Origin of the sequence: Streptomyces sp. NPDC088915 (assembly GCF_044749825.1) — a bacterium.
Classification (GTDB): Bacteria; Actinomycetota; Actinomycetes; order Streptomycetales; family Streptomycetaceae; genus Streptomyces.
This window is the reverse complement of record NZ_JBIVIR010000005.1, coordinates 1-25,483: the sequence shown is the minus strand read 5'-3', so window position 1 is coordinate 25,483 and position 25,483 is coordinate 1. Positions and strand designations below refer to the sequence as shown.

Sequence of the window (25,483 nt, the reverse complement as noted above, 5' to 3'; positions counted from 1 at the left end):
CACGGACGGGCCCCGTTAGGATCTTTTGATCATGGACGTGATGACGGGGACCGAGATGATCGCCATCCCGCCGGGGCGGGTGACGCTGTCGGACCGGCGGACGCGGCGCAGTTGGGCGGTCGAACTCGCGCCCTACCGGCTCGCGGCGTCCCCGGTCACCCAGGCGTTGTACGCACAGGTCACCGGCCGGCGGCCGAGCGCCGTCCCCGGGGACCGGCTGCCCGTCGAGGGCGTCTCCTGGTGGGACGCGGTGCGGTTCTGCAACGCCCTGTCCCGGTGCGACGGCCTCACGCCCGCGTACCACCTCCGCGCCGAGACCGAGGACGTCGAGTGGGACGCGTCCGCCGACGGGTACCGACTGCCGACCGAAGCCGAGTGGGAGCACGCCTGCCGCGCCGGGACGACCGGGCCGCGCTACGGGGATCTCGACGAGATCGGCTGGTACCGCGGCAACTCGCACGAGCGCGTCCACGAGGTGGGCGGCAAGCGCCCCAACGCGTGGGGGCTCCACGACATGCTCGGCAACGTCTGGGACTGGTGTTGGGATGTCTACGACGCCGAGGTCTACGGCACCTACCGGGTGCTCCGCGGCGGTGGCTGGTTCGACGAGCACTGGAGCTGCCGGGCCTCCGCGCGGCGCCGCAGCCACCCGACCTTCCAGGTCGACGACGTGGGATTCCGCGTCGCGCGTTCCGTCGTGCGCTGATCTGTCACGTGCGCTGATCTGTCACGTGCGCTGATCCACGACGTGTGCGGTCCGGCCCGCGCGGGGGCGGTCCGGCGACAGCGTGATCCTCATGACGGCCGAGGACGAGGCACTGACCGGCGGCATGATGGACGCGGGGGCGGTCTTCCGCCGGGGGAATGGGTGGAGCGACCGGCGCCGCGCACCGTGCGCGCCCTCCACGCCCGTCTCCTCGCGCTGAAGGAGCACGGCTTCGACGCGGCGCCGACCCCTGTCGGTCTCATCGCGGAGGGCCGTGAGCGGCTGACTTCCCTCCCCGGCGACGCGGCTCTGCCGCCGTTCCCGGACCGGGCGATGACGAGTTCCGCCCTCGCCTCGGTGGGGAGCCTGCTGCGGCGTCTGCGCGAGACCGGCGCGGCCGTCGCGGTCGGCATCCGCGCCGCGTGGACCCCGGACCTCACCGACCCGGAAGGGGGAACGGCGCTGTGCCACAACGACGTGTGCCCGGAGAACGTCGTCTTCCGCGACGGTCGCGCCGCGGCCCTGATCGACTTCGACCTGGCGGCCCCGGGCCGTCCCCTCCGGGACGTTGCCCTGACCGCCCCCTCCTGGGTGCCCATGCTCGATCCCGAGTCCGCGGCCGCTCTCCATCCCCCGGGCTGGACGCGGCCGCACGACTGCGGACCCTCGCCGACGGCTGCGGGCTCTCGGCGACGGCTGCGGCCTCTCGCCGACGGCTGCGGCCTCTCGGCGGGGGACCGCGCCGAGCTGCCCGGCGTCGTCAAGCGGGCCACGGAGGTCTGCCGGTCCTTCGTCGCCCGGCGCGCGGCCGACGCAGACCCCGTCTGCCTCCGGGCGTCGGCCGAGCGCGGTGGAGGGGAACACCGGGACCGCGCGCAGACCTGGCCGGCGGACCACCGCCGGACGTTCACGGCCGCCCTGCTACGTCCTCACCGGGGGCGATGAAGAGGGTGTCCCCGGCCGGGGACACCCTCGCGGACCTCAGTCCAGACAGAACTCGTTGCCCTCGATGTCCTGCATCGTGATGCAGGACTCGTTCTCCTCGTCGGCGAACAGCGTGTACAGGTGCACCGCGCCGAGCTCGACCAGCCGGGCGCACTCCGCCTGGAGCGTGGTGAGGCGCTCCTCGCCCACGAGCCCGGTGCCGGCCCGTACGTCGAGGTGCACCCTGTTCTTGGCGACCTTGCCCTCCGGGACCCGCTGGAAGAACAGCCGTGGGCCCTCGCCCGAGGGATCGACGCAGGCGAACCACTTCACCTCGTGCTCGGGCGGCAGCGAGCGGTGGTAGTCGTCCCAGGTGTCGAACCCCTCGGGCACCGGCGGCAGGACGTAACCCAGCACCTCGCACCAGAACCGGGCGAGGCGCTCGGGGTCGGCGCAGTCGAAGGTGATCTGGACTTTCCTGGTCTTTGGCATCGGCACACCCTAGGGGCACGTGCCGTCCGCCGGGAACCCATATTTGACCTTGACACCGTGACAAGGCCTTCACTGGCGCCGAGGAGGTGGTCCCGATGACCATGTCGAAGGAAGAGGAAGAGGGCGGGACGGTACAGCGGGTCCTCCGGGCACTGGGAAGCGACGCCCCGTCCGTCCGGCTGCGGGCGGCGCTGGCGATCGGCACGGCCCCGGACCCGGGGACCGTCGACGGACTCGTCGAACGGTGCGCGGTCGAACCCGACTTCTCCGTACGGGAGATGCTGACCTGGGCGCTCACCCGCCACCCGTCGCCGACGACCGTCCCGAAGCTCCTGCACGAGGTCCGCTCGGGGCGCGCGCAGGCCCGCAGCCAGGCCCTGCACACCCTGTCCAAGATCGGGGACCGGCGGGCGTGGCCGGTGATCACCCCGGCGCTGCTGGCCGACGCCGACGACGAGGTGGCCCGGAGCGCCTGGCGGGCGGCGGTCGTCCTCGTGCCCGAGGGTGAGGAGCACGGGCTGGCCGTAGGGTTGGCGACACAGTTCGGACGCGGCGGACGCGAGACGCGGCTGAGCCTCAGCCGGGCGCTGATCGCGCTCGGGGAGGCGGCGCTGCCGGTCCTCGCCGGCGCGGCGACGGATCCCGACCCCGACGTGCGCGCGCACGCGATCGCCACGGAACGCCTGTGGCGCGACCCTGACGCCGGGTTCGAGTCCGCGGTCGAGGAGGCGAAGCGCGTCGTGGCCCTCGGCGGGGCCGGCCAGGAGGGGTGACAGGCGTGTTGATCGGTGACGTGGCCCGGCGGTCCGGGGTCAGCGCCCGCATGCTCCGGCACTACGAGACGCTCGGCCTGGTGCGCCCGACGGGCCGCACCGGCTCCGGCTACCGGGAGTACTCCGACGAGGACATCCGGCGGATCTTCCACATCGAGAGCCTGCGGTCGCTGGGACTCTCGCTGCGCGAGGTCGGGCGCGCCCTCGGCGATCCCGGCTTCGCGCCCGCGGAGCTCGTCGACGACCTCGTACGCCGGACGCGGGAACGGATCGCGGCGGAGACGGAGCTGCTCACGCGGCTCCGCCGGATCGGCGCCGCCGAGCCCGGCGACTGGGAGGACGTCCTCCGGACCGTCGCGCTCCTCCAGGCGCTGAGGTCAAAGAGCGCGGGCACGCGCCAGCGCGCGGCCCTGTCCGCGTCAGAAGAGGTGCCCCTGCCGGTGGAGGCGCTGGTCGAGGCCGTACTGAACGAGTCGGACCCCAACGTCGCCGGGGCTTTGCGCTGGGCCCTGGCCCGGACGGGCGAGAACGGTCCGGCGCTCCTGGCGGAGGGCCTCGGCTCCCCGGCCGCCGAAGTACGGGAACGCGCCGTACGGACCCTCGCCGAGCTGCCGGGCGAGGAGGCGACCGCGCTCCTGCGGGACGCCCTCGCGCACCCCGACACCGCGGTCCGCGGGTACGCGGCCGTGGCGCTCGGGGCGCGGGGCGTGGCCGACGCGATCCCGACGCTCGTCGACCTGGTCGCCGGGGAGACGGAGGGCACGGGGAGCACGGGGAGCACGGGAAAGGAGAGGAGGGAGGGGACGAACGACGTGGACGCGGCCGACGCGCTGAGCGCCCTGGCGGACGACCCCGCCCTGGCGGACCGGATCGCCATCGGCCTCGTCGACCGCCTCGCCCGCGCCACCACCGGACCGGCCGCACGCCGCCGGCTGGCCCAGGCCCTCGCGGACATCCCGGGCTCCACGGCCTCACGCGCCCTCGCGGACCTCTCCCACGACGAGGACCGCGCCGTCGCCCTCACCGCGGCGTACGTCCTCGGACTGCGCGACGGACGCTGACGCGCCCCGGCACCGGATACCGGGCGGCGTGATCGCCGCATACCCGTACGCACCGCTCGACGACCCGGCGGACTTCGCGTCCCGCCCGACCGCGGCGGAGGACTGGACCGACGCGGCCCTGGAGTCCCGACAGGCTGGGAGCTCCGCCCCGTCGTGGGCAGCGTCTGATGCCGGCGACCGTGGACGACCTCAACGCCGCGGCCCGCGAAAGGACTTCACCACGGCCCCGGTCCCTGGAAGAGGCGATCGAGGAACGCGCGCCGGGCTTCGCGAAGGACCTGGCCGCCGCGGAGAGGCTCTTCACCGGCCCCGGCTCACGCGAGGACCTCCCGCTCTCCTTCTCCTGGCCGAGCCCCGCCACATCACCCCCCTCGATAACCTGTTCGCGTGACGCCCGCCGAAGACCTCCGCTTCCCTCCCGCGCTCGCCGCCGCCCTGGCGGTCCGGTTCGACCACGTCGGCGGCGACGGCGTCGACTTCGAGCCCTTCCCGGCCTTCCTCTCCCCCGACGAGACGACCGAGTGGCTCCGGTCCTGGACCGGCAACGAGCAGCTCACTGGTGAGGACTTCCGCGTGTTCGGGCAGGACGGCACCGGCGGATACGCCACGTTCTGGCTGGTCCGCCCGGATCAGGCGCTGGAGAACCAGCCCGTCGTCTTCCTCGGCTCCGAGGGGGAGACCGGCGTCGTCGCCCTCGACCTGGGCTCCTTCCTGTGGCTCCTGGCCGACGGCGTCGGCCCCTGCGAGGCGGCCAACTCCTACGGCCCTGTCCCGTCCCCGCACCCCCACCCCGAACTGACCACCGTCGCGGAACGGTACGCACCCGGCCTCCGGGCCCCGGCGACCACCGTGATCGAGCAGGCCGCCCGGGAGTTCCCCGACTTCGACGACATCATCACGAAGCTCTGCTGCTGAGCCCGGGAGACGAGGGGGGGAGAGGAAGACGGAGACCGTGCGGACCGCCGCGCTCCTGACCGGCGCCCGGCTCCTCTGGGAGGACCTCGCCGGAGCGTCCGTCCCCTTTCCGCCCGCCGACGGGGTGGCCGTGGCCGTCTCCCCGGGATCGGGAATCTGTCCGCCCGGCTGGGTCGGGGTGGTGTCCCTCGGTGGGGCGGCGCTCGCGACGGCGCCGGACGAGGACACGGCCGCGCTCGTACGTGACGCGCTGACGGGGCTGCCGACGGAGTCCCTGACGGACGCCGACGCGGTCCGCGCGGTCCTGCCCGTGACCGCCGTGCTCGGCCCCGCGGCCCTCGCGTACGTCTCGCGCGAAGGCTTCCGCCCGGTGGTCGCCCCACCGGTGGTGGAGCTACTGCCCGGCCGTCATCCGGCCCTGCGGAACCTGGAGGAGGAGGCGGGCCCCGACGACGCCGGGGAGGCCGCCCTGGACGAGATCACGTCACCGGCCTTCGTCGTACGGGAACGGGAACGGGAACGGGAGCAGGGCCGGGTCGTGGCCGCCGCCGGTTACCGGGCCTGGCCCGCCTCGACCGCCCATCTCGGCGTGCTGACCGCCCCGGACGCCCGGGGACGCGGGCTCGCGCGGACAGCGGCGTCGGCGGCCGTCGCCCATGCCCTCACCGCCGGTCTCCTCCCCCAGTGGCGCGCGCGGGTCCCGGCCTCCCGGCGGGTCGCCGCCGCGCTGGGCTTCGAGGAACGGGGCGCCCAGCTCTCCTTCCGGCTCACCCCGGGGAGACGCCCCCGTCCCGGCGCGCCCGCGCGGCCCGGACCAGGCGGGTGATTCCGTACCCGAGGAGCCGGGGCAGCACCGTGATGCCGCCGATGTACATCGAAGCCCCCCGAGTCCGCACACGGCGACACCTTCCGTGGCCGTGGCCATAGCCGTAGCCGTGCCCGTGTCCATGCCCGTCTCCGTCTCCATCTCCGTCTCCGACGACGCGCGGAACGCCCGGTCCAGTTCTCCGCGATTGGCCTTGGCCGCCGGAAAACCGCCCCCGGTACCGTCGGCCCCATGCGCATCCGAATCGTCGACGCCTTCACCGACCGGCCCTTCTCCGGCAACCCCGCGGGAGTCCTCCTCCTCGACTCCTTCCCGGAGGACGCCTGGCTCCAGAAGGTCGCCGCGGAGGTCAACCTCTCCGAGACGGCCTTCGCCCATCCGCTGCCCGCCGGCGGCGAGGCGGACTGGGCCCTGCGCTGGTTCACGCCGACCACCGAGGTCGACATGTGCGGTCACGCCACCCTGGCCACCGCCCACGTCCTGCACACCACCGGCGCCGCGACCGGAACCGTCCGCTTCGCGGCCCGCTGCGGCGTCCTCGGCGCCACCGCCGAGGCCGACGGCACGATCACCATGGACTTCCCGACCTCGCCCCTTACCCCCGTCCCCTGTCCGGACGGCCTGGAGAAGGCGCTCGGCGCCGAGGTGGTCGCCGTCCACGACACGGGGGCCCACATCGGGGACCTCGTCGTCGAGCTGCGCGACGAGGCCGCCGTCCGCTCCCTCGCCCCCGACCTCGCCGTCCTGAAGACCATGTCCTCGCGCGGGACCATCGTGACCGCCGCCGCCGAACGCCCGGACGGCGGCTACGACTTCGTCTCGCGCGGCTTCTTCCCGGCCGTCGGCATCGACGAGGACCCGGTGACCGGCAGCGCCCACACGGCGCTCGCCCCCTACTGGTCGGCCCGGTTCGGCCGCGACGAGCTGACCGGCCTCCAGGGCGGCGCCCGCACCGGCCTCGTCCGCACCCGTCTGCGCGGCGACCGCACCCTCCTCGGCGGCCGTGCCGTCACGGTCATCGAGGGCGACCTGCACGCCTGACCGCTCACCGGCCACCGGCCGGAAGGGCGACGAAAAGGGGCGTGCGGAGGATTCCGCACGCCCCTCGCCGTCGTCGCGACCGTCCGTCACACGGTCGGCAGCCACCCCACCTTCCCCGCGAGCAGCCCGTACCCGACGAAGGCCACGATGTCGAGCAGCGCGTGCGCCACGACCAGCGGCCCGACCCGGCCCCAGCGGCGGTACAGCAGGACGAAGACCACGCCCATGACCACGTTGCCGATGAAGCCGCCGACGCCCTGGTAGAGGTGGTACGAGCCGCGCAGCACCGAACTCGCCACCAGCGCGGCCGTCGGCGACCACCCCAACTGCCCGAGTCTGCGCAGCAGGTAGCCGACGACGATCACCTCCTCCAGGACGGAGTTCTGGATCGCCGACAGGATGAGGACGGGGTACTTCCACCACACGTCCGGCAGCGACTCGGGCACCACCGTCAGGTTGAACCCGGACGCCCGCGCCGCCAGGTAGAAGGCGAGCCCGGCGCTCCCGATCCCCGCCGCGACCAGCGCCCCGCGCCCGAGGTCGGGCCACGGGCGGGTGCGGTCGAAGCCGACGGCCCGCAGCCCGGAGCCCTCGCGCAGCAGCAGGTGGGCGACGAGGACGACCGGCACGAGCGCCGTGGCGATGCCGAAGAGCTGCCAGGACAGGTCGAGCCAGGGCCGCCCGGGGGCGTACGAGCCGTTGAGCGTCGCCGCCTGCTCCTTCAGCGCCCCGGGCCTGGTCAGCGAGCCGACGAAGCTGATGAGGGCCGACACCCCGCTCGCCCCGAGCGAGAGGGCGAGCACGATGAGCGTCTCGGAGCGCAGCACCGTGCGCGGCAGCCCCCCGGGGGACGGGGAAGCGTCTCTCACTCGTTGCTCCGACACCACGCCTGACCCCACTTCCCGGACGACACGTCCCGGACGACCCGAACCGTCCGGACATGATCGCCCATGAGCCGCCCGGGAAGGGGACGGGGGCGGGGACGGAGCCGTCAGTGGATCCCCACCGGCCAGGTGTGGACCGGCTCCCCCTCCCTCATGAGCGTCCGGTAGCGGCGCGTCGTCGCCGCGAGCGCCGTCTTCCGGTCGAGGCCCGCCTCCAGGGCCCGGTGGAAGGTGTCGACCTGCCAGGAGGCGCCGTTGACCCGCCGCCGGCAGCGCTGCTCGATCACCCCTAGGTAGAAGTCCCGGTCGGCGGGTTCGATGTGCCAGGCGTCGAGCCCGGCCGCGGCGAGCGGCAGCAGTTCGTCGAGGACGAGCCGTACGGCCGGCAGGGTGGCGACGCCGCCCGCGCGCCCCGGCCGGGGCCAGCGCAGCTCCGCCTCGATGCCGTGGCGGCAGGCCGTGTCGAAGTTGGCCTCGGCGTCCTCGAAGGACATCCGCCTCCACACGGGCCGGGCCTCGTCGGCGAGCGCGCGCACGAGGCCGTAGTAGAAGGCGGCGTTCGCGATCACGTCCGTCACGGTCGGTCCCGCCGGCAGGACCCGGTTCTCGACGCGCAGGTGCGGGACGCCGTCGACCAGGCCGTACACCGGCCGGTTCCAGCGGTAGACCGTGCCGTTGTGCAGGACGAGCTCCTGGAGGCGCGGCACCCCGCCCCGGTCGAGGACGAGCAGCGGGTCCTCCTCGTCCCGGAGGGGGAGGAGGGCGGGGAAGTAGCGGAGGTTCTCCTCGAAGAGGTCGTACGCCGAGTCGATCCAGCGCTCCCCGAACCAGGTGCGCGGCCGCACCCCCTGCGACTGCAGCTCGGGCGGCCGGGTGTCGGTGGCCTGCTGGAAGAGCGGTGGGCGGGACTCCCGCCACAGTTCGCGGCCGAAGACGAAGGGGGCGTTGGCGCCGAGCGCGATCTGCACCCCGGAGACGGCCTGCGCCGCGTTCCACACGGCGGCGAACCGGGCCGGGGTCACCTGGAGGTGGAGCTGGACCGAGGTGCAGGCGGCCTCGGGGACGATCGACTCCGAGGTGCACTGGAGCCGTTCGACGCCGTGGATGTCGAGGATGAAGTCCTCGCCCCGCGCGGCCAGTATCTGGTCGTTGAGGAGGGCGTAGCGGTCGTTGTCCGACAGGTTCTCGGGGACCAGGTCGTGCTGTTCGAGGGTGGGCAGCACGCCGATCATGACGACGCCCGCGTCCAGCTCCGCGGCCTTGCGGTCGGCGTACCCGATTCCGGCTCCGATCTCCTCCGCGAGCCGGTCGAATACGCGCCCCTCCAGCTGGTGGGGGGCGATGTTCACTTCTAGGTTGAACATTCCGAGTTCCGTCTGGAAATCGGGGCTCGCGATCTTTTCGAGAACCGGCCCGTTCAGCATGCGGGGCAGGCCGTCGGGACCGGCGAGATTGAGTTCGATCTCCACGCCCATGAGATTGCGCGGCCGGTCGAACCTCTTCTCCGCCAGGAGCCTCGCGAGCCCCGCCAGACATTGCTGGAGTTTCCTCCGGTACTGCTGCCGGTCGGACGGGCCGAACCCGTCGGCCACGACCTTCTCGCCCATCGAAGCGTCCTTCCCCGGGTGGGCGGCCGTCAGGGCGGCCGCGCGTCACGGACCATGATGCCCACCTCTTTGATCCACAACGCCTGCGGGACGGGCCTGTCGGAGGATAGGCTGGATGCAGCACTCCAACGGCACATTCCACGGGCACGGAACAGACGACATATACCAATGTCATATTGTCCCGGGATTCGGGGTCGGAATTCAGCCGACCGGCTCCTCGCGGTGTGCGCAGGTGAGAGCGGTATCGTCCTCCTGATTCCGCTTCGACACCCTTCGACGACGACCTGATGAGGCCTTGTCAGGAATATCGGCGACGTCTAGCGGAAACACTGTGTGAACACATGTCGTATAAACTCCGCGGACGAGGCAGAGTGTTGGCGCCCGGCCATGGCCCCATGGCCCCTCTCTGGCCCCGCCGCCGACAGCGCCGTCGTACCTGCCCACGCGTCACCGTGTCTCCTGAGCGAGAGGCGACCCACCATGCTCCGACCCTCTCCGGCCCCTGCGCCGGCCCTCCGCAGCGTCCTCGCGGCGCTCGGCTCACCGACCGCCGTCCGTGAGGCGCGCACCCCCGCCCTGCGGGCCGCGCAGGGACCACTGAGTCCCGAACTCCCCCTGCCCGTCCACGTGTTGGGCGTCACCGGAGCCTCGGGGCACCCTCCCCGCACCCGGCTCGCCGGATGGCGCTTCCTGATCCGGAACGGGGACCGGACGATCGCCGCCGCGGACAGCATGCTCACCCCGGACGGCTGGTCCTTCTCGCACTTCTTCGAGGGGCCGTACGTCTCCGCCACGGAGCGGGCCCTGCACCAGGCCGAGGGCCTGCCGGACGTGTACCAGCCCCGGCTGCTCTCCGTGCCGGAGCTCTACATGCTGACCCTCTGGCTGCACGCCGATCCGGAGACGGACGGCACCACCGTCACCCCGGGCACCGCCGACCTGCTGGTGCCCCTGGCCCCCGCGCCCCCGGGGATCGCGCCCCACCGGCCGTACCCGGTCGCCGACCTGCTGCCCGTCCTCAGCACGCGCCTCGCGCCGCCGCCCCTCCTGGGCTCGGCGGCGCCCGCCTGATCCACCCCACGCGCACCCGCGCCCCGCGACCCGACCGGGCCACGGGGCGCACTGCTGTCCGAAAAGCCCGCCCGAACGCGCCGTCCGAACGCCCCGCCCTTACGGACTAGCCCGCTCGGACCACCCCGAACCACCCGAAGGGACGGGGTGGTCGGGCCGAACCGCCCCTGCGGGTGACGCGTCCTTCCCGGAGAGGACGAGCTGCCGCGAAATCCCTGCGGAAGACCGTCCCGGGGGCAAGACTTGGACCGGAACCGAACCGACCACGGGGGCGGCCATGAGCGCGCAGAGCCGCAGGACATCCACCACGACGCAGCGAAAGAATCCACCCATGTGCCAGCACCAGCCCGCCTGTCCCACCGCCGACTCCGCCGACCGCGAGGCGGCCCGACTGACGGCACACCACCCGGAGCAGGGCTGGAGCCTGCTGTGCAACGGCGTCCTGCTCTTCGAGGACACCGGTGAGCTCCTGCCGGACGGGCAGATCATCGCCCCGCACCGGCCGCTCACGGCGGGCCGCGTGACGACCGCCGCCTGACGGGGCGGCACGACGCCCGAGGGCCGGCCCGGAGAAGAACTCTCCGGGCCGGCCCTCGGTCATGGAACCCCGCCGTGAAGGCCTACGGCCTCAGTGGTCGTACTCGTCCAGCGGCGGGCAGGAGCAGACCAGGTTCCGGTCGCCGAAGGCACCGTCGATGCGGCGCACCGGCGGCCAGTACTTGTCGGCGGCCGAGACGCCGGCCGGGAAGACCGCCTCGTCCCGCGTGTACGGGTGGTTCCACTCGCCGCCGAGCGCGGCCGCGGTGTGCGGGGCGTTGTGCAGCGGGTTGTCCTCCGCCGGCCACTCGCCCGCGGCGACCTTCTCGATCTCGGCCCGGATCGCGATCATCGTGTCGCAGAAGCGGTCGAGCTCGGTCAGGTCCTCGGACTCGGTCGGCTCGATCATCAGCGTGCCGGCCACCGGGAAGGACATCGTCGGCGCGTGGAAGCCGTAGTCGATCAGGCGCTTGGCGATGTCGTCGACGGTGACGCCGGTCGCCTTGGACAGCGGACGCAGGTCCACGATGCACTCGTGGGCGACCAGACCGGCCGGGCCGGTGTAGAGCACCGGGAAGTGGGGCTCCAGGCGCTTGGCGATGTAGTTCGCCGCGAGCACCGCGACCTGGGTGGCGCGCTTGAGGCCCTCGCCGCCCATCAGGCGCACGTACGACCAGGAGATCGGCAGGATGCCGGCGGAGCCCCACGGGGCGGCCGAGATCGGGCCGACGCCGGTCTCCGGGCCCGCGGTGGGCTGGAGCGGGTGGTTCGGCAGGTACGGGGCGAGGTGGGCGCGGACGCCGACCGGGCCCACGCCGGGACCGCCGCCGCCGTGCGGGATGCAGAAGGTCTTGTGCAGGTTCAGGTGCGAGACGTCGCCGCCGAAGTGACCCGGCTTGGCCAGGCCGACCAGGGCGTTGAGGTTGGCGCCGTCGACGTACACCTGGCCGCCGGCCTCGTGGACCTCGGCGCAGATGTCCGCGACGTGCTCCTCGAACACGCCGTGCGTGGACGGGTAGGTGATCATCAGGACGGACAGCTCGTCGCGGTACTGGGCGATCTTGGCCCGCAGGTCCTCGACGTCGACCTCGCCGTCGTCGGCGGTCCTCACCACGACGACCTTCATGCCGGCCATCACCGCGGAGGCGGCGTTGGTGCCGTGCGCGGAGGACGGGATGAGGCAGACCGTGCGCTGCTCGTCGCCGTTGGCCCGGTGGTACGCGCGGACGGCGAGGAGACCGGCCAGCTCGCCCTGCGAACCGGCGTTGGGCTGGATCGACACCTTGTCGTAGCCGGTGACCTCGGCGAGGCGCTCCTCCAGCTCGGTGATCAGCGTGACGTAGCCCTCGGCCTGCCCGACCGGGGCGAAGGGGTGCATCTGGCCGAACTCGGGCCAGGTCACCGGCTCCATCTCGGTGGTCGCGTTCAGCTTCATCGTGCAGGAGCCGAGCGGGATCATGCCGCGGTCGAGCGCGTAGTCGCGGTCCGCGAGGCGGCGCAGGTAGCGCAGCATCGAGGTCTCGGAGCGGTGCGCGTGGAAGACCGGGTGGGTCAGGTACGCGTCGGAGCGCAGCAGACCGGCGGGCAGCGCGTCCTCGGTGGCGGCGTCCAGGGCCTCGACGTCGGCGGTGACGCCGAAGGCGTCCCAGACGGCGGCGAGCTGCTCGCGCGTGGTGGTCTCGTCGCAGGAGACCGACACGTGGTCGGCGTCGGCGCGGTACAGGTTCACGCCGGCCTCGCGGGCGGTGGCCACGACCTCGTCGGCCTTGCCGGGCACGCGGGCGGTGAGGGTGTCGAAGAAGACGTCCCCGGTCAGCTCGACGCCCCCGGCGCGCAGACCGGCGGCGAGGATCGCGGCGTACCGGTGGGTGCGGAGCGCGATGCCCTTGAGGCCGTCGGGGCCGTGGTAGACGGCGTACATGCCGGCCATGACGGCGAGCAGCACCTGGGCGGTACAGATGTTGCTGGTGGCCTTCTCGCGGCGGATGTGCTGCTCGCGGGTCTGGAGGGCCAGGCGGTACGCGCGGTTGCCGTCGGCGTCGACGGACACGCCCACGAGCCGGCCGGGCAGGGAGCGGGCGTGCTTGTCCTGGACGGCCATGTAACCGGCGTGCGGGCCGCCGAAGCCCATGGGGACGCCGAACCGCTGGGTGGTGCCGACGGCGATGTCGGCGCCCAGCTCGCCGGGCGAGGTGAGCAGGGTGAGGGCGAGCAGGTCGGCGGCGACGGTGACGATCGCGCCCAGCTCGTGGGCCGCGTCGACGAGCGGCTTGATGTCGCGGACGGCACCGGAGGCGCCGGGGTACTGGATCAGCACGCCGAAGACGCCACGCTCGGCGGCCTCGGCGGGGATGCCCTCGCTCAGGTCGGCGACGACGACCTCGACGCCGGTCGGCTCGGCGCGGGTCTCGATGACGGCGATCGTCTGCGGCAGGGCGTCGGCGTCGACGAGGAAGACGCCCTTCTTGACCTTGCCGACGCGGCGGGACAGCGCCATGGCCTCGGCGGCGGCGGTGCCCTCGTCGAGCAGGGAGGCGCCGGAGGTGGGCAGGCCGGTCAGGTCGGCGACCATCGTCTGGAAGTTCAGCAGGGCCTCCAGACGGCCCTGGGAGATCTCCGGCTGGTACGGCGTGTAGGCCGTGTACCAGGCGGGGTTCTCCATCACGTTCCGGAGGATCACCGGCGGGGTGAAGGTGCCGTAGTAGCCGAGGCCGATCATCGGGGCGAGGACCTGGTTGCGGTCGGCGAGCGCGCGCAGCTCGGCTAGCACCTCGGCCTCGGTGCGCGCGGCCGGCAGGCCCAGCGCCTCGGCGTTCTTGATCACGTCCGGCACCGCGGCGGCCGTGAGCTCGTCGAGCGAGCCGTAACCGACCTGGGCGAGCATCTTGGCCCGGGCCTCGGCGTCGGGCCCGATGTGCCGCTGCTCGAACGGGATGCCCTGTTCGAGCTCGGAGAGCGGAATGCGGTTGGCGGTCATGTACGGAGGCCTCCTGGTCGTCACGACCTGCGAGGGGCACCACGGCGCGGGTGCCCGGACGGCCTCCCCCTCTGTCATCTCAACCTGAGAGCTTCACCGGCACGCCTCGCGGCACGCCGGCTTTCACCGTCGGTGAGAGCGCATGCCGTCGGACATCCGCTCTGCTTTCCAGAGTGACCTCGTCCGTGCGGTACGGGGGCCTGAGAGATTCCGGGGAGGATTTGCTCCTTCGGCGCCCACCGGAAGGTTTCTCCGGGGGACTCTCCCGCACGGGGTCGACAGCCACACCCAGCCTACCAGCGCGGTTGCGCCTCCCTTCGCTCAAGTGGCCGACATCCCGGATGTGCCCTTTGGTAGGGGGTAGAGGAGTTGCGACCAGTTGGAGGGACCGTGCAGACCGACATCGATCCGCGCAGCCTGATCGGCCGCAAGGCGTACGACCGGAACGGACACAAGATCGGGACCGTCGACGAGGTGTACCTCGACGACGCGACCGGCGTCCCGGAGTGGGCCGCGGTCCGCACGGGCCTGTTCAGCAGGGACGCGTTCGTCCCCCTGGAGCCGAGCGACCTGCTCGACGACGGCCTCCACGTCCCGTTCGAACGCGCCCTCATCAAGGACGCCCCGGACTTCGGCGTGGGCCGCCACCTCTCCCCGGAGCAGGAACTCCAGCTCTACCGCCACTACAGCCTCGCCCTCCCCCCGCCCCCCACGGACACCCCGGACAAGGACTTCGGCCGCCTGGCGGGCCAGGAGGGCACCTGACCGGAGCCGCCCGAAAACCCCACGACCCGCGGCCACCGACGACGCGGCACGCCCCACGGGAAAACCCGCACTTCTGCCCACCCACCGTCACGGGCGGCGCGGCTGGGAACCCGGCCCGGCCGCCAGGCCGGGCACACCCCAGGACCCGCGGCCGCCGACGGCGCGGCACGCCCCACAGGAAGACCCGCACCTTTACCCACTCACCGTCACGGGTGGTGCGGGTGGGAACCCGGCCCGGCCGCCGGGCCGGGCGCACCCCCACGGCCCGCGGCCGCCGACGACACAGGCGCCAACACCACCCCCGCCCCCGCCCCGGAACCCCGCACCAGCGGCAACGCCTCCCCCGCCTCCAGCTCCGGATCGTCCACGGCGAACGTCCGCACCCGCCCCGGCGCCGACCCCGGTTCCTCGAAGCGCACCGTGACCCGCCCGAGCCCGCTCCCCTGCACCCACCCGGCCCCGTGCACCGCGTGCCGCACGTCGTGCCCGGGCGCCCAGTACCGCTCGGCAGGCGCGACGGCCCCGGCCGGCTCGACCACCGGCACCACCGGAGCGGCGCCGGCCTCCTCACCGCCCCGCTCGCCCGTGAGCTCCGCCTGGGCGAACAGGTCCTCCTGCGTGTAGTCCGCGAGCCCGCTCACCCCCACCCCGAGCAGCCGCACGCCCCCCGTGGTGTCCACCGCCTCGAGCAGCCGCCCCGCGGCCTCCCGTACGACTCCCAGCGCGTCCGTCGGCCCCCGCAGCGTCTCGGACCGGGTCAGCGTCGAGAAGTCGAACCTCCGCACCTTCAGGACGATCGTCCGCCCCGAGTGCCCCGACGCCCGCAGCCGCTCCACGCACCGCTCCGCGAGCCGCTCGACCTCGGCCCGGATCCGCACCCGGTCGTGCAGGTCCACGGCGAAGGTGTCCTCGACGGAGACGGACTTGGCGTCCCGCTCGGCCACCACGGGCCGGTCGTCGTGCCCCAGGGCCATCCGGTACAGCGAGGCCCCGTGCGCCCGCCCCAGGAGCCGTACGAGCTCGTCCTCGCCCGCTTCCGCGAGGTCGGACACGGTCGTCATCCCGGCCCGCCGCAGGTGCTCCCCGGTCGCCGGCCCGACCCCGGGCAGGATCCGCACGGACTTCGGCCCGAGGAGCTCCCGCTCGGTGCCCGGCGGTATGAGGGCGAGCCCGTCCGGCTTCGCCTGCTCGGAGGCGATCTTCGCGAGCATCTTGGAGCCCGCGAGCCCCACCGACCCGGTGAGCCCCGTCGTGGCGAGGATGTCGGCCCGCAGCCGCTCCCCCGCGGCCCGCGCGCTCGCCGTGTCGTCGGCGACGCCCCCCGCCTCCAGGTCCACGAAGGCCTCGTCGAGGCTGAGGGGCTCCACGAGCGGGGACAGGCTCCCGAGCAGCCGCATGACCTGCTCGCTGATCGACCGGTAGAAGGCGAAGCGCGGTACGAGATAGGCCGCGTTCGGCGCGAGCCGGCGCGCCTGGCCCATCGGCATCGCCGAGTGGACCCCGAAGCGGCGCGCCTCGTACGAGGCGGTGGCGACCACGCCCCGCGGCCCGAGCCCGCCCACGACCACGGGTTTTCCGCGCAGGCTGGGCTTCGACGCCTGCTCGGCGGCGGCGAAGAAGGCGTCCATGTCGAGATGCAGGATCGTCGGCGCGGCTCTCACGCCTCCGATGCTCCCCTACGCCACTGACAACGCCCGGACACCCCGGGACGCGACCCGGGGCACGCCCCGCGACGGGGCCGCCCCGGGAGCCGTTTGCGGACCCGGCTCAGACCGCCCGGTCCCGCCGCCTCCGGGCCAGCTCGTCGCCGGGGTTGTGCCCCACGAGCGTCTCGCCGGTGTCCACCCGCTCCCCGTGCAGCTGCGAGAGGGCCGCCTCCACGTCCCGCCAGACCACGCCGACGGCGATGCCGAAGACGCCCTGCCCGCCCTGGAGCAGGTCGACGACCTCGTCGGGCGAGGAGCACTCGTAGACCGTGGCCCCGTCGCTCATGAGCGTCATCCGCTCCAGGTCGCTGAAGCCCCGGGCCCTCAGGTGCTGCACCGCGGCCCGGATGTTCTGCAGGGCCACCCCGGTGTCGAGGAAGCGCTTGACGATCTTCAGGACGACGACGTCCCGGAAGCTGTAGAGCCGCTGCGTCCCCGACCCGTACGCGGGCCGCACGCTCGGTTCCACGAGACCGGTGCGCGCCCAGTAGTCCAGCTGGCGGTAGGTGATGCCGGCGGCCGCGCACGCCGTGGGGCCGCGGTAGCCGATCACCTCGTCCGCCGCGCCCGTACCGGCTCCCGTACCGAAGTCGCCCACACTGCCGTGAAGCGGATACGGACCGTTCTCCCCGGACACGCGTCCGAGGGAGCTGCCCGCCGTACCGTCCGCGCTGCTCATCACGCCGACCCTCCGTCCTTGACCTGCCCACACGAAGGTAGGCAGTCACTCGGGGTGCGTCAACGATCGCCACACTCGGCACGCCGAGTGATAATCACCCTGAGAGTGGTTTCCCGTGTCTCTCTTCGGGGAAAGGCTACTCGAATGCTCTGACAGCACCCCGCGAACGGCCTACGGCCGTACCGCCCGGTCTCACTGACTGTTGGTCCCGAAATCCTCCGGTGAGATCTGGTCGAGGAATTCGCGGAACTTCTCCACCTCGTCCTCCTGCTCGTCCGGGATCGCGATGCCGGCGTCGTCCAGGACACCGTCACTGCCGAAGATCGGCGTCCCGGTCCGGAGCGCCAGCGCTATCGCGTCGGACGGCCGGGCGCTCACCTCGACGCCGCTGGCGAAGACCAGCTCGGCGTAGAAGACCCCGTCACGCAGATCCGTGATGCGGACTTCGGTGAGCTCCTGCCCCACGGCCTCCAGCACGTCCTTGAACAGGTCGTGCGTCAGCGGTCGCGGAGGGGCCATTCCCTGCTGCGCGAAGGCGATCGCGGTCGCCTCCCCCGGTCCGATCCAGATGGGGAGGTAACGATCGCCTCCCACTTCACGTAGGAGCACGATCGGCTGATTGGAGGGCATTTCCACTCGGACACCCACAACGTCGAGCTCGTTCACACAGCAACCCTAGGACGTGCCCGACCGGTTTGGATAGTCGGGCCCCTCCCCGGTCACTGCGAGCGGGTGCCCAGGGCGATCTGCATCAGGGCCGCGTGCAGCCGCACCGACTGCGCGGCCAGCTCCTGGGCGGTGGCCTCCGCGTGGGCCCTGGTCTGCGGATTGCGGTGCCGGCGCAGCGGCGCGACCACCTGTTCGATCAGTCCGGCCTCCCGGTCGGCGGCCGCCTTCACGGACCGCAGGTGACGGGGCTCCAGACCGAATCTCCCCAGATCCGCCACGAGCCGGGCGACGGTGACGGTCTCGGGGTCGTAGCCCCCGCCCTCCGCCTCGGCGATCAGACCGTACGACTCCCACTCGGCGAGCTCGGCCTCGGTGACCTCGGCGGCGGTGAGCAGCTCGGCCCGTCCGAGCCGCGCGGCGGCCGGCGGCTCCGGGTCCTGCTCCCAGGGCCCCTCCAGGAGGTCGCGCCGGCGCCCGGGGGCCGGGAGCTCGACCCGCTCCCCCCGGGCGAGGGCGTCGAGGTGCTCGCGGATGACCTTCAGCGGAAGGTAGTGGTCCCGCTGCATCCGCAGGATGCGGGCGAGCCGCTTCACGTCCTGCGGGCTGAACTTCCGGTATCCGGAGGCCGTCCGCCGGGGCTCGACGAGCCCCTCGGCCTCCAGGAACCGGATCTTGGAGATGGTCACTTCGGGAAACTCGTCACGCAGCTGGTTCAGCACCGTGCCGATGCTGACCAGCCTGTCGCCCGCGGTGGCGGTGCCGGATCCGGCACCGCCCGTCGGTGTTCGCAGCATGGACCTTCCCTGAAGGGGATTCCCCGAGGCGTCACACGCCCCGCTGGCTCGAATAGAAGACCAGCCGGTACTTGCCGATCTGCACCTCGTCACCGTTGGACAGAACGACCGAGTCGATCGGCTCGCGGTTGACGTACGTGCCGTTGAGGCTGCCGACGTCCGAGACGGTGAAACTGCCGTCCTGCCCCCGCCGGAACTCGACGTGACGCCGGGAGACCGTGACGTCGTCCAGGAAGATGTCGCTCTGCGGGTGACGGCCGGCCGTCGTCAGCTCCCCGTCGAGGAGGAACCGGCTGCCGGAGTTCGGCCCCCGGCGCACCACGAGGAGCGCGGATCCCAGCGGCAGCGCCTCCACGGCCGCCAGCGCCTCCGGAGAGAGCGACGGCAGCGCGGTCTGGCCGGTGACCTCCGCGTCGTAGGCCTCGAGGCCCGAGATGGAGATCGTCGACGTCGTCTCCGACGCGCGCTCGGGGGCGACCCCGCCCCGCAGCGGCGTGCCGCAGTGGGAGCAGAAGCGGCTGTCGGCCGCATTGCGGTGACCGCACCTCGTACACACCGGCATGGACGCATCCTCCTGCCGCGGCTGCCCCGCCGAGGTCTGTGTCGCGTACGGGTCGGGGGAAAACCCTCCACCCGTACTTGAGGTCGATGGTTCTCCGAAACCTATGCGGGCGGCCCCGGCGGGGTCAACAGAAGACGCGCCCGGTGCGCCCGGAATGTCACCGCCCCGACCTCCGACCTCGTCACGGAAGAGCGGGCGCTCGCCGCCCTGCTCCTCGCTCTGGGCGTGGCGCGGCGCGCGGTGCCGGGCGTTGCCGCCGTCCTCGCGTGCGCTCTTGCCGAACAACTTCGCAAACAACTTCACGGGCGATTCCCCTTGACCGAAACAGACCCGCCCGTGGGGCAGGACGAACCGAGATCCATCACACCTGCCGACCCGGACACCTTCACAACGTCCGTATCCTCCGGACAGTTTCCACCACGCACCACCGTTGTGATGCGCCGACCCCCCGCAAGGCCCTGCCCTTGTCGCGGGACCCCCCTCGTACGCCTCCTCACTGCGAGGACGACTGAGCGTAGTCAGGCCGCTTCGCGGGTCGCAAGGCGTCGACGACGATCTTCGCCGACCGCTCCACCGTGGCCGTGGCCTGCTCCTTCTCGAGGGTCTGCACGACACCGCCGGGGATGTTGAGCGCGGGCTCGAGATCCTCCGGCTTGCCGATGACCTTGAAGACGTACGGAGCGGCCACCTGCGTTCCATCGATCCGCATGTCATCACCGCTGCCGGTGAAATAACTGTCCGCCACCACCCGGACACCGTTGACCTGGATCGCCTCGGCGCCCGCCGCGCGCAGCTCCTGGATGGCGTCGAGCAGCATGTCCGACTCGACGGACCCGGTGGGGTCGCCGACGGACAGGGTGATGCCGGGGCCCTCGGCGGCGACCGTGCCGGCCAGGATGCCGAGCTGCCGCTCCTTCTCCTGGGTCTGCTTGCGCGCCTCCTCGGCCTGGTCCGAGCTGGACTCCAGCTCGGAACGCTGCTTCTCCAGACGGGTCTTCTCGTCCTCCAGGCGCTGCGTGCGGTCGTCGAGCTCGTCGAGGATCCGCACCAGGTCCTCCTGACGGGCGCCCCGCAGGGCGCTGTTGTCGCTGGTCGAGGAGACCTGGATGGCCAGACCGAGCCCGAGGCCGAACAGCAGCAGGGCGACGACGAGTTGGGCCCTGGTCACCCTCGGCGGCCACAGCGCGGAGATCAGCCTGCGCCGCCCGCCCTGCTCGTCCCGCCCGCCCGCGCCCGACGGCTCGGCCGCGGCAGGCGCCTCGGCGGCAGCGGGCGCCCCGGCCGCGGGAGGAGGCACCACGGGCTCCCGGACGCCCCGGTCCGTACTCCCCGGCGCCGGGGGCGAGTCGGGGGCCGCGCCGGGCACACCCTCGCCCGTGGGCTTCCGGTGCTGGTGGTGGGGGGCGGAGGGCGGCTGCTTCTCCACCTTCCGGAAGACCCGGGTGTCCACGTCCTCGGGCACGCCGGGACTCCTGGGCGCCACAGGCCCTTCCTGGCCCCCGGCCCCCTCGGGGCGTTCGGGGTTCCCGGGACGCCGCTGCTCCTCCGGAACCCGGGGGCTCCGGGGGTCCTGGGGATTCTGCGGGCGTTGCGGGACGTGAGGCCCCTGCGGGCCTTGAGGACTCTGCGGGTCCTGAGGACCCCGGGGAGCCTGAGGATTCTGCGGGTTCTGCGGGTCCTGGGGGTCCTGGGAGCTCTGCGGGTCCTGGGGGTTCTCGCTCATCGGCCTCACGCCCGGAAGACGTGGCGCCGGATGGCGGCCGCGTTGGAGAAGATCCGGATGCCGAGCACGACGACCACACCGGTCGACAGCTGCGCGCCCACGCCCAGCTTGTCGCCGAGGAAGACGATCAGCGCGGCCACGACCACGTTGGACAGGAAGGAGACCACGAAGACCTTGTCGACGAAGATCCCGTCGAGCATGGCCCGCAGCCCGCCGAAGACCGCGTCGAGGGCGGCGACCACGGCGATCGGAAGATAGGGCTCGACCACCGCCGGAACCTCGGGGCGGACCAACAGTCCGACCACCACTCCGACGATCAGGCCCAGTACGGCGATCACGATGTGCCCTTCCCTGTGTCGGCCGTGGCCCGACCGGAGGGCGTCGCCCCGGCCCCCCTCGGCTCTGCGGTACGTACGGTCAGGCTCGGCGCGGCCGGAAGGCGCACGTCGCCCTCGGCGGAGATGCTGCTCCTGATCCCGAAGTTCTCCACCAGCGCGTGCAGGTACTGCCCGTCGGCGCTGTCCTGGAACGCGGTGCTCAGCTTCTGCCCGTTCCCGATCGCGAGGACGGTGTACGGCGGCACCAGCGGCTTGTTGTCGACCAGTATGGCGTCGCCGGCGGCCCGGATCGCGGACAGCGACGTCAGCCGCTGCCCGTTGATCGCGACCGCCTCGGCGCCCGACTCCCACAGCCCGTTGACCACGCGCTGCATGTCCCGGTCGCGGACCCGGCCGGTGTCGGAGAAACCACTGCTCTCCCGGGGACCGCCACCACCGGTGCCGGTGTCCTTGGCGTCGTCGACGACGAGCCGCACCCCGGGGCCGTGCACCGGCGTCGCGCCCGAGAGCAGCGCCACCAGCTCGGCCTGGTCGCCGCCGTACTCCTGGAGTGCCTGCCTCTGCCGCTCCCCGACCTCGGTACGGATCCGCTCGACGTCCTGTTCCAGGTCGTCGGCCTCCGAGGACTCCGCCTCGATCCGGTCGATCAGTTCCTGCCGCTCCTTGGCGACGACTGGCGCGGAGACCCGTGCCTCGGCCGCGCCGACGGTCACCACGGCGGCCGCGAGCAGGAGGCCAGCGGCGACGCCGAGCTTCGCCCGCAGACTGCGGGGCAGCCCACCGCCCTCGGCGGCCCGCCGGGCGGTCGCCTCGGCGTATCCGTCGTCGAGGGCGTGGTCGATCACGTTGTTCAGCAGCGACATGGACGCGTCCGGCCGCGGCGGCGGTGATCCGGTGCTCCGAACGGGGGGCTGCTGCGACATGCCGCACATCGTCGCACGTCGCACGGCGTACCGCCGAATGGCCCCTCCGTCCGGTGGGGAGGCGCCTCTCGGGCACCTCCCCACCGGACGGGGCGACTGCGTCAGCGACCTGCGCTGTCGACCACCGCGGCCCACTCGTCGAGCAGGGCCTGCGCGGAGGTGTCGTCGGGACCCTCGGCCCACAGATGGGTGACGGCCTCGGCGGGGTCGGGCAGCACCATCACCCAGCGCCCGTCGGCCTCCACGACCCGGACGCCGTCGGTGGTGTCGACGGAGCGGTTGCCCGCCGCCTCGACCACCTTGCGCATCACGAGGCCCTTCACGGCCCACGGGGTCGCGATGTCCCGCTTGAGGACGTGGGCCCGCGGGATCCGGGCGTCGATCTGGCTCAGCGTGAGCTGCGTCCGCGCCACGAGACCGATCAGCCGCACGAAGGCGGCGGTCCCGTCGAAGACGCTGCTGAACTCGGGCACGATGAACCCGCCGCGCCCGTCACCGCCGAAGATCGTCGACTCCTCCCGGCCGACCCGGGTGAGGTCGTCGGGCGAGGTGGTCGTCCACTCGACCTGGGTGCCGTGGTACGCGGCGACCTGCTCGGCGATCCGCGTGGTGGTCACCGGCAGCGCGACCCGTCCGGAGCGCCGCTCGGCCGCCACCAGGTCCAGCATGACCAGGAGCGCCCGGTCGTCCTCGATGATCCGGCCCCGCTCGTCCACAAGGGACAGCCGCTCGCCGACGGGGTCGAACCGCACGCCGAACGCGGCCCGCGCCGAGGCCACGATCTCCCCGAGCCGTACGAGCCCGGCCCGCCGGCTCTCGACCGACTCCGTGGGCCTGGACTCGTCGAGACCGGGGTTGATCGTCAGCGAGTCGACCCCGAGCCGTCCGAGCAGGCTGGGCAGGACGAGCCCGGCACTGCCGTTGGAGGCGTCCACGACGACCTTCAGCCCGGCCTCCGCGATCCCGGAGGTGTCGACGTTCCGCAGCAGCGATCCGGTGTACGAGTCGAAGACGCTCGCCGGGAAGGAGAGGTCCCCGATCTCACCGGGGAAGGCTCTCCGGTACTCCTGGCGCGCGAACACCCGGTCGAGTTTGCGCTGCCCGCCCTGCGAGAGGTCGGCGCCGCGCTCGTCGAAGAACATGATGTCGACGGAGTCGGGCACGCCGGGCGAGGTCCGGATCATGATGCCGCCGGCGCTTCCGCGCGCGGTCTGCTGCCGGGCCACCGGCAGCGGCACGTTCTCCAGGTCCCGGACGTCGATGGCACTGGCCTGCAGTGCCGAGATCACCGCCCGTTTCAGCGCGCGGGCGCCTCGGGAGTGGTCACGGGCCGTGGTAACGGTCGAGCCCTTCTTCAGGGTCGTGGCGTACGCGCCCGCGAGGCGGACCGCCAGCTCGGGCGTGATCTCCACGTTGAGGATGCCGGAGACCCCGCGCGCTCCGAAGAGGTGGGCCTGTCCCCGGGACTCCCAGATGACCGAGGTGTTGACGAACGCGCCGGCCTCGATCGTCTTGAACGGGTAGACCCGGACGTTGCCCTGCACGATCGATTCCTCACCGACCAGGCACTCGTCCCCGATGACGGCTCCGTCCTCGATCCGGGCGGCCCGCATGACATCGGTGTTCTTGCCAATGACACAGCCGCGCAGATTGCTCTGCTGGCCGATGTAGACGTTGTCGTGGACGACAGCCTTGTGCAGGAAGGCGCCGCTCTTGACGACCACGTTCGACCCGACGACGGTGTGCTCGCGGATCTCGGCACCGGCTTCGACCTTGGCGTAGTCGCCGATGTAGAGCGGTCCGCGGAGCACGGCGTCGGGGTGCACCTCGGCGCCCTCCGAGACCCACACGCCGGGCGAGATCTCGAAGCCGTCGATGTCGACCTGGACCTTGCCCTCCAGGACGTCCGCCTGGGCCTTCACATAGCTCTCGTGCGTACCGACGTCCTCCCAGTAGCCCTCGGCGACATAGCCGTAGATCGGCTTGCCCTCCTTCATGAGCTGCGGGAAGACGTCCCCCGACCAGTCGACCGACGTGTCGGCCTCGACGTAGTCGAACACCTCGGGCTCCATCACGTAGATGCCCGTGTTGACGGTGTCCGAGAAGACCTGGCCCCAGGTCGGCTTCTCCAGGAAGCGTTCGACCTTGCCCTCCTCGTCGACGATCGTGATGCCGAACTCCAGCGGGTTCGGCACCCGGGTGAGGCAGACCGTGACGAGTGCGCCCTTCTCCTTGTGGAAGGCGATGAGATCGGTGAGATCGAAATCGGTGAGCGCGTCCCCCGAGATGACGAGGAAGGCGTCGTCCTTCAGCGCTTCCTCGGCGTTCTTCACGCTTCCCGCTGTACCGAGCGGTTTCTCCTCATTGGCATAGGTGAGCTCCATCCCGAGCTCTTCGCCGTCGCCGAAGTAATTTCGGACGAGAGAGGCGAGAAACTGCACGGTGACGACGGTCTCGTTGAGACCGTGCCTCTTGAGCAGTCGTAGGACGTGCTCCATGATCGGCCGGTTCACCACCGGCAGAAGAGGCTTGGGCATGCTCGAGGTCATGGGGCGAAGACGGGTTCCCTCGCCACCGGCCATCACGACGGCCTTCATGTCGGAAGCGTCCTCCTTCAAGAGATGACGGTCCTGCCGACTTCGCCTGTCCGCTAGCTCACTGGCCCACGGACGTCCTCGTTGTTGCCGGCGACGCTGCTCGACACAGAAGGAACGGGCTCAATCGGCCTCGGTATCCGTCTTCACGAGTCGACGGACCTGGACCACGTAGAGGATCCCTGCCCACCAATACAGAGTTGTACCCCATCCGGCGAAGGCCCACCCGAAAACTTCAGCGAGTGACGAAAGCCAGCCCGTTCCGTCACTGAGAAGCAGCAACGGGAAGGCGTACATGAGGTTGAAAGTCGCAGCTTTCCCGAGGAAGTTGACCTGGGGCGGCGGGTAGCCGTGCCGACGGAGGATTCCCACCATCACCAGGAGCATGGCCTCGCGGGCCAACAGGGCGGCGGTCAGCCACAGCGGAAGGATCTCCCGCCAGGTGAGGCCGACGAGGGTGGACAGGATGTACAGGCGGTCGGCAGCGGGATCGAGCAGCCGGCCGAGACTGCTGATCTGGTTCCAGCGTCGGGCGAGTTTCCCGTCGAGGTAGTCGCTGACACCACTGAGCATCAGGACGAGAAGCGCCCAGCCGTCGCTCTTGGGGCCGCCGAACTCGGGGCGGAGAATCAGCCACAGAAACAGCGGCACGCCGACGAGGCGCGCCATGCTGAGAATGTTGGGGATGGTGAGGACCCGGTCGGTCTGAACGCGAGTCTCCTGGACCTCCACCCGGGGGCCTCCTGCTGGGGATGATGCCGACGTTGCCCCCTGACCCTACCTTCAGCCACCGGACCACCGCGCGCAGGGGTCTCGCCGGCGCCCGTGAACGCAGAAAAGCCCCGCACCATAAAGGTGCGGGGCTTTCCCACAATGATTGTTCGGCGGTGTCCTACTCTCCCACAGGGTCCCCCCT

General features: G+C 72.2%; 23 protein-coding genes, 1 pseudogene and 1 riboswitch. Of the genes and pseudogenes, 10 read left to right on the top strand and 14 right to left on the bottom strand.

From position 1 onward, the window contains the following. Positions 1-31 precede the first annotated feature (31 nt). Positions 32-706: a formylglycine-generating enzyme family protein gene (locus tag ACIP5O_RS10480; RefSeq protein ID WP_401291039.1), complete on the top strand. Its 675-nt coding sequence runs from the start codon at positions 32-34 to the stop codon at positions 704-706. 91 nt (positions 707-797) lie between these two features. Beyond that, positions 798-1,651 (top strand): annotated as a pseudogene (locus ACIP5O_RS10475) (phosphotransferase). 36 nt (positions 1,652-1,687) lie between these two features. On the opposite strand, the gene ACIP5O_RS10470 reads toward ACIP5O_RS10475, so the two are convergent. Beyond that, positions 1,688-2,122: a VOC family protein gene (locus ACIP5O_RS10470; RefSeq protein ID WP_401291036.1), complete on the bottom strand. Its 435-nt coding sequence runs from the start codon at positions 2,120-2,122 to the stop codon at positions 1,688-1,690. Between the two features lie 101 nt (positions 2,123-2,223). On the opposite strand from ACIP5O_RS10470, the gene ACIP5O_RS10465 reads away from it, so the two are divergent. The 5 genes from ACIP5O_RS10465 (at position 2,224) to ACIP5O_RS10445 (ending at position 6,738) form a co-directional block, all read left to right on the top strand. Further along, complete coding sequence (locus ACIP5O_RS10465) at positions 2,224-2,895, top strand: HEAT repeat domain-containing protein (RefSeq protein WP_401291914.1); 672 nt, start codon at positions 2,224-2,226, stop codon at positions 2,893-2,895. 5 nt (positions 2,896-2,900) lie between these two features. After that, positions 2,901-3,956, top strand: coding sequence for a HEAT repeat domain-containing protein (locus ACIP5O_RS10460; protein ID WP_401291034.1), 1,056 nt, complete (start codon positions 2,901-2,903; stop codon positions 3,954-3,956). A gap of 387 nt (positions 3,957-4,343) precedes the next feature. Further along, positions 4,344-4,871, top strand: coding sequence for an SMI1/KNR4 family protein (locus tag ACIP5O_RS10455; protein WP_401291031.1), 528 nt, complete (start codon positions 4,344-4,346; stop codon positions 4,869-4,871). A gap of 37 nt (positions 4,872-4,908) precedes the next feature. After that, complete coding sequence (locus ACIP5O_RS10450; RefSeq protein ID WP_401291028.1) at positions 4,909-5,697, top strand: GNAT family N-acetyltransferase; 789 nt, start codon at positions 4,909-4,911, stop codon at positions 5,695-5,697. Positions 5,698-5,928: 231 nt separating this feature from the next. Next, positions 5,929-6,738, top strand: a complete 810-nt coding sequence (locus ACIP5O_RS10445; protein ID WP_401291025.1) for a PhzF family phenazine biosynthesis protein — start codon at positions 5,929-5,931, stop codon at positions 6,736-6,738. 86 nt (positions 6,739-6,824) lie between these two features. Here the strand turns inward: ACIP5O_RS10445 and ACIP5O_RS10440 are convergent, their stop codons facing one another. Beyond that, the gene (locus ACIP5O_RS10440) at positions 6,825-7,607 is read right to left on the bottom strand and encodes a CPBP family intramembrane glutamic endopeptidase (protein WP_356544863.1); all 783 of its coding nucleotides are present in this window, start codon (positions 7,605-7,607) and stop codon (positions 6,825-6,827) included. A gap of 122 nt (positions 7,608-7,729) precedes the next feature. Beyond that, entirely contained in the window at positions 7,730-9,229 is a 1,500-nt protein-coding gene (locus ACIP5O_RS10435) for a glutamate--cysteine ligase (RefSeq protein ID WP_401291021.1), read from the bottom strand. A gap of 480 nt (positions 9,230-9,709) precedes the next feature. On the opposite strand from ACIP5O_RS10435, the gene ACIP5O_RS10430 reads away from it, so the two are divergent. Continuing rightward, on the top strand, positions 9,710-10,300 hold the full coding sequence (locus ACIP5O_RS10430) for a hypothetical protein (RefSeq protein WP_401291018.1): 591 nt from the start codon (positions 9,710-9,712) through the stop codon (positions 10,298-10,300). Between the two features lie 331 nt (positions 10,301-10,631). Then, the gene (locus ACIP5O_RS10425; RefSeq protein WP_053648929.1) at positions 10,632-10,838 is read left to right on the top strand and encodes a DUF5999 family protein; all 207 of its coding nucleotides are present in this window, start codon (positions 10,632-10,634) and stop codon (positions 10,836-10,838) included. 90 nt (positions 10,839-10,928) lie between these two features. On the opposite strand, the gene gcvP is transcribed toward ACIP5O_RS10425, so the two are convergent. Then, positions 10,929-13,814, bottom strand: coding sequence for an aminomethyl-transferring glycine dehydrogenase (gene gcvP, locus ACIP5O_RS10420; protein ID WP_401291014.1), 2,886 nt, complete (start codon positions 13,812-13,814; stop codon positions 10,929-10,931). 178 nt (positions 13,815-13,992) lie between these two features. Then, a riboswitch (glycine riboswitch) is annotated at positions 13,993-14,092 on the bottom strand. A 112-nt stretch (positions 14,093-14,204) separates the two neighbouring features. Here gcvP and ACIP5O_RS10415 point away from each other — a divergent pair. Beyond that, positions 14,205-14,579, top strand: coding sequence for a PRC-barrel domain-containing protein (locus ACIP5O_RS10415; protein ID WP_401291012.1), 375 nt, complete (start codon positions 14,205-14,207; stop codon positions 14,577-14,579). Between the two features lie 206 nt (positions 14,580-14,785). Here the strand turns inward: ACIP5O_RS10415 and ACIP5O_RS10410 are convergent, their stop codons facing one another. The 10 genes from ACIP5O_RS10410 to ACIP5O_RS10365 all read right to left on the bottom strand — a co-directional run bounded on the left by ACIP5O_RS10410 (position 14,786) and on the right by ACIP5O_RS10365 (position 25,299). Further along, positions 14,786-16,240 carry a DNA polymerase IV gene (locus ACIP5O_RS10410; RefSeq protein ID WP_401291010.1) on the bottom strand — a complete coding sequence of 485 codons (1,455 nt, stop codon included), beginning with the start codon at positions 16,238-16,240 and terminating at the stop codon, positions 14,786-14,788. A 106-nt stretch (positions 16,241-16,346) separates the two neighbouring features. Beyond that, positions 16,347-16,964, bottom strand: a complete 618-nt coding sequence (locus tag ACIP5O_RS10405; protein WP_185893539.1) for a MerR family transcriptional regulator — start codon at positions 16,962-16,964, stop codon at positions 16,347-16,349. A 192-nt stretch (positions 16,965-17,156) separates the two neighbouring features. Continuing rightward, positions 17,157-17,630: a bifunctional nuclease family protein gene (locus tag ACIP5O_RS10400; protein ID WP_017238433.1), complete on the bottom strand. Its 474-nt coding sequence runs from the start codon at positions 17,628-17,630 to the stop codon at positions 17,157-17,159. 53 nt (positions 17,631-17,683) lie between these two features. Continuing rightward, the gene (locus ACIP5O_RS10395) at positions 17,684-18,427 is read right to left on the bottom strand and encodes a MerR family transcriptional regulator (protein WP_401291007.1); all 744 of its coding nucleotides are present in this window, start codon (positions 18,425-18,427) and stop codon (positions 17,684-17,686) included. Between the two features lie 31 nt (positions 18,428-18,458). Further along, the gene (locus tag ACIP5O_RS10390) at positions 18,459-19,400 is read right to left on the bottom strand and encodes an FHA domain-containing protein (RefSeq protein WP_401291911.1); all 942 of its coding nucleotides are present in this window, start codon (positions 19,398-19,400) and stop codon (positions 18,459-18,461) included. An 82-nt stretch (positions 19,401-19,482) separates the two neighbouring features. Then, positions 19,483-20,289, bottom strand: a complete 807-nt coding sequence (locus tag ACIP5O_RS10385) for a DUF881 domain-containing protein (protein ID WP_401291908.1) — start codon at positions 20,287-20,289, stop codon at positions 19,483-19,485. A 428-nt stretch (positions 20,290-20,717) separates the two neighbouring features. After that, positions 20,718-21,050, bottom strand: coding sequence for a small basic family protein (locus ACIP5O_RS10380; RefSeq protein ID WP_015032176.1), 333 nt, complete (start codon positions 21,048-21,050; stop codon positions 20,718-20,720). Further along, positions 21,047-21,973, bottom strand: a complete 927-nt coding sequence (locus ACIP5O_RS10375) for a DUF881 domain-containing protein (RefSeq protein WP_356544846.1) — start codon at positions 21,971-21,973, stop codon at positions 21,047-21,049. The genes ACIP5O_RS10380 and ACIP5O_RS10375 overlap by 4 nt, the downstream gene beginning before the upstream one ends. A 101-nt stretch (positions 21,974-22,074) precedes the next feature. Then, positions 22,075-24,570: a mannose-1-phosphate guanyltransferase gene (locus tag ACIP5O_RS10370; protein WP_125667252.1), complete on the bottom strand. Its 2,496-nt coding sequence runs from the start codon at positions 24,568-24,570 to the stop codon at positions 22,075-22,077. A 120-nt stretch (positions 24,571-24,690) separates the two neighbouring features. Further along, on the bottom strand, positions 24,691-25,299 hold the full coding sequence (locus ACIP5O_RS10365; RefSeq protein ID WP_356544842.1) for a CDP-alcohol phosphatidyltransferase family protein: 609 nt from the start codon (positions 25,297-25,299) through the stop codon (positions 24,691-24,693). Positions 25,300-25,483: the final 184 nt, after the last annotated feature.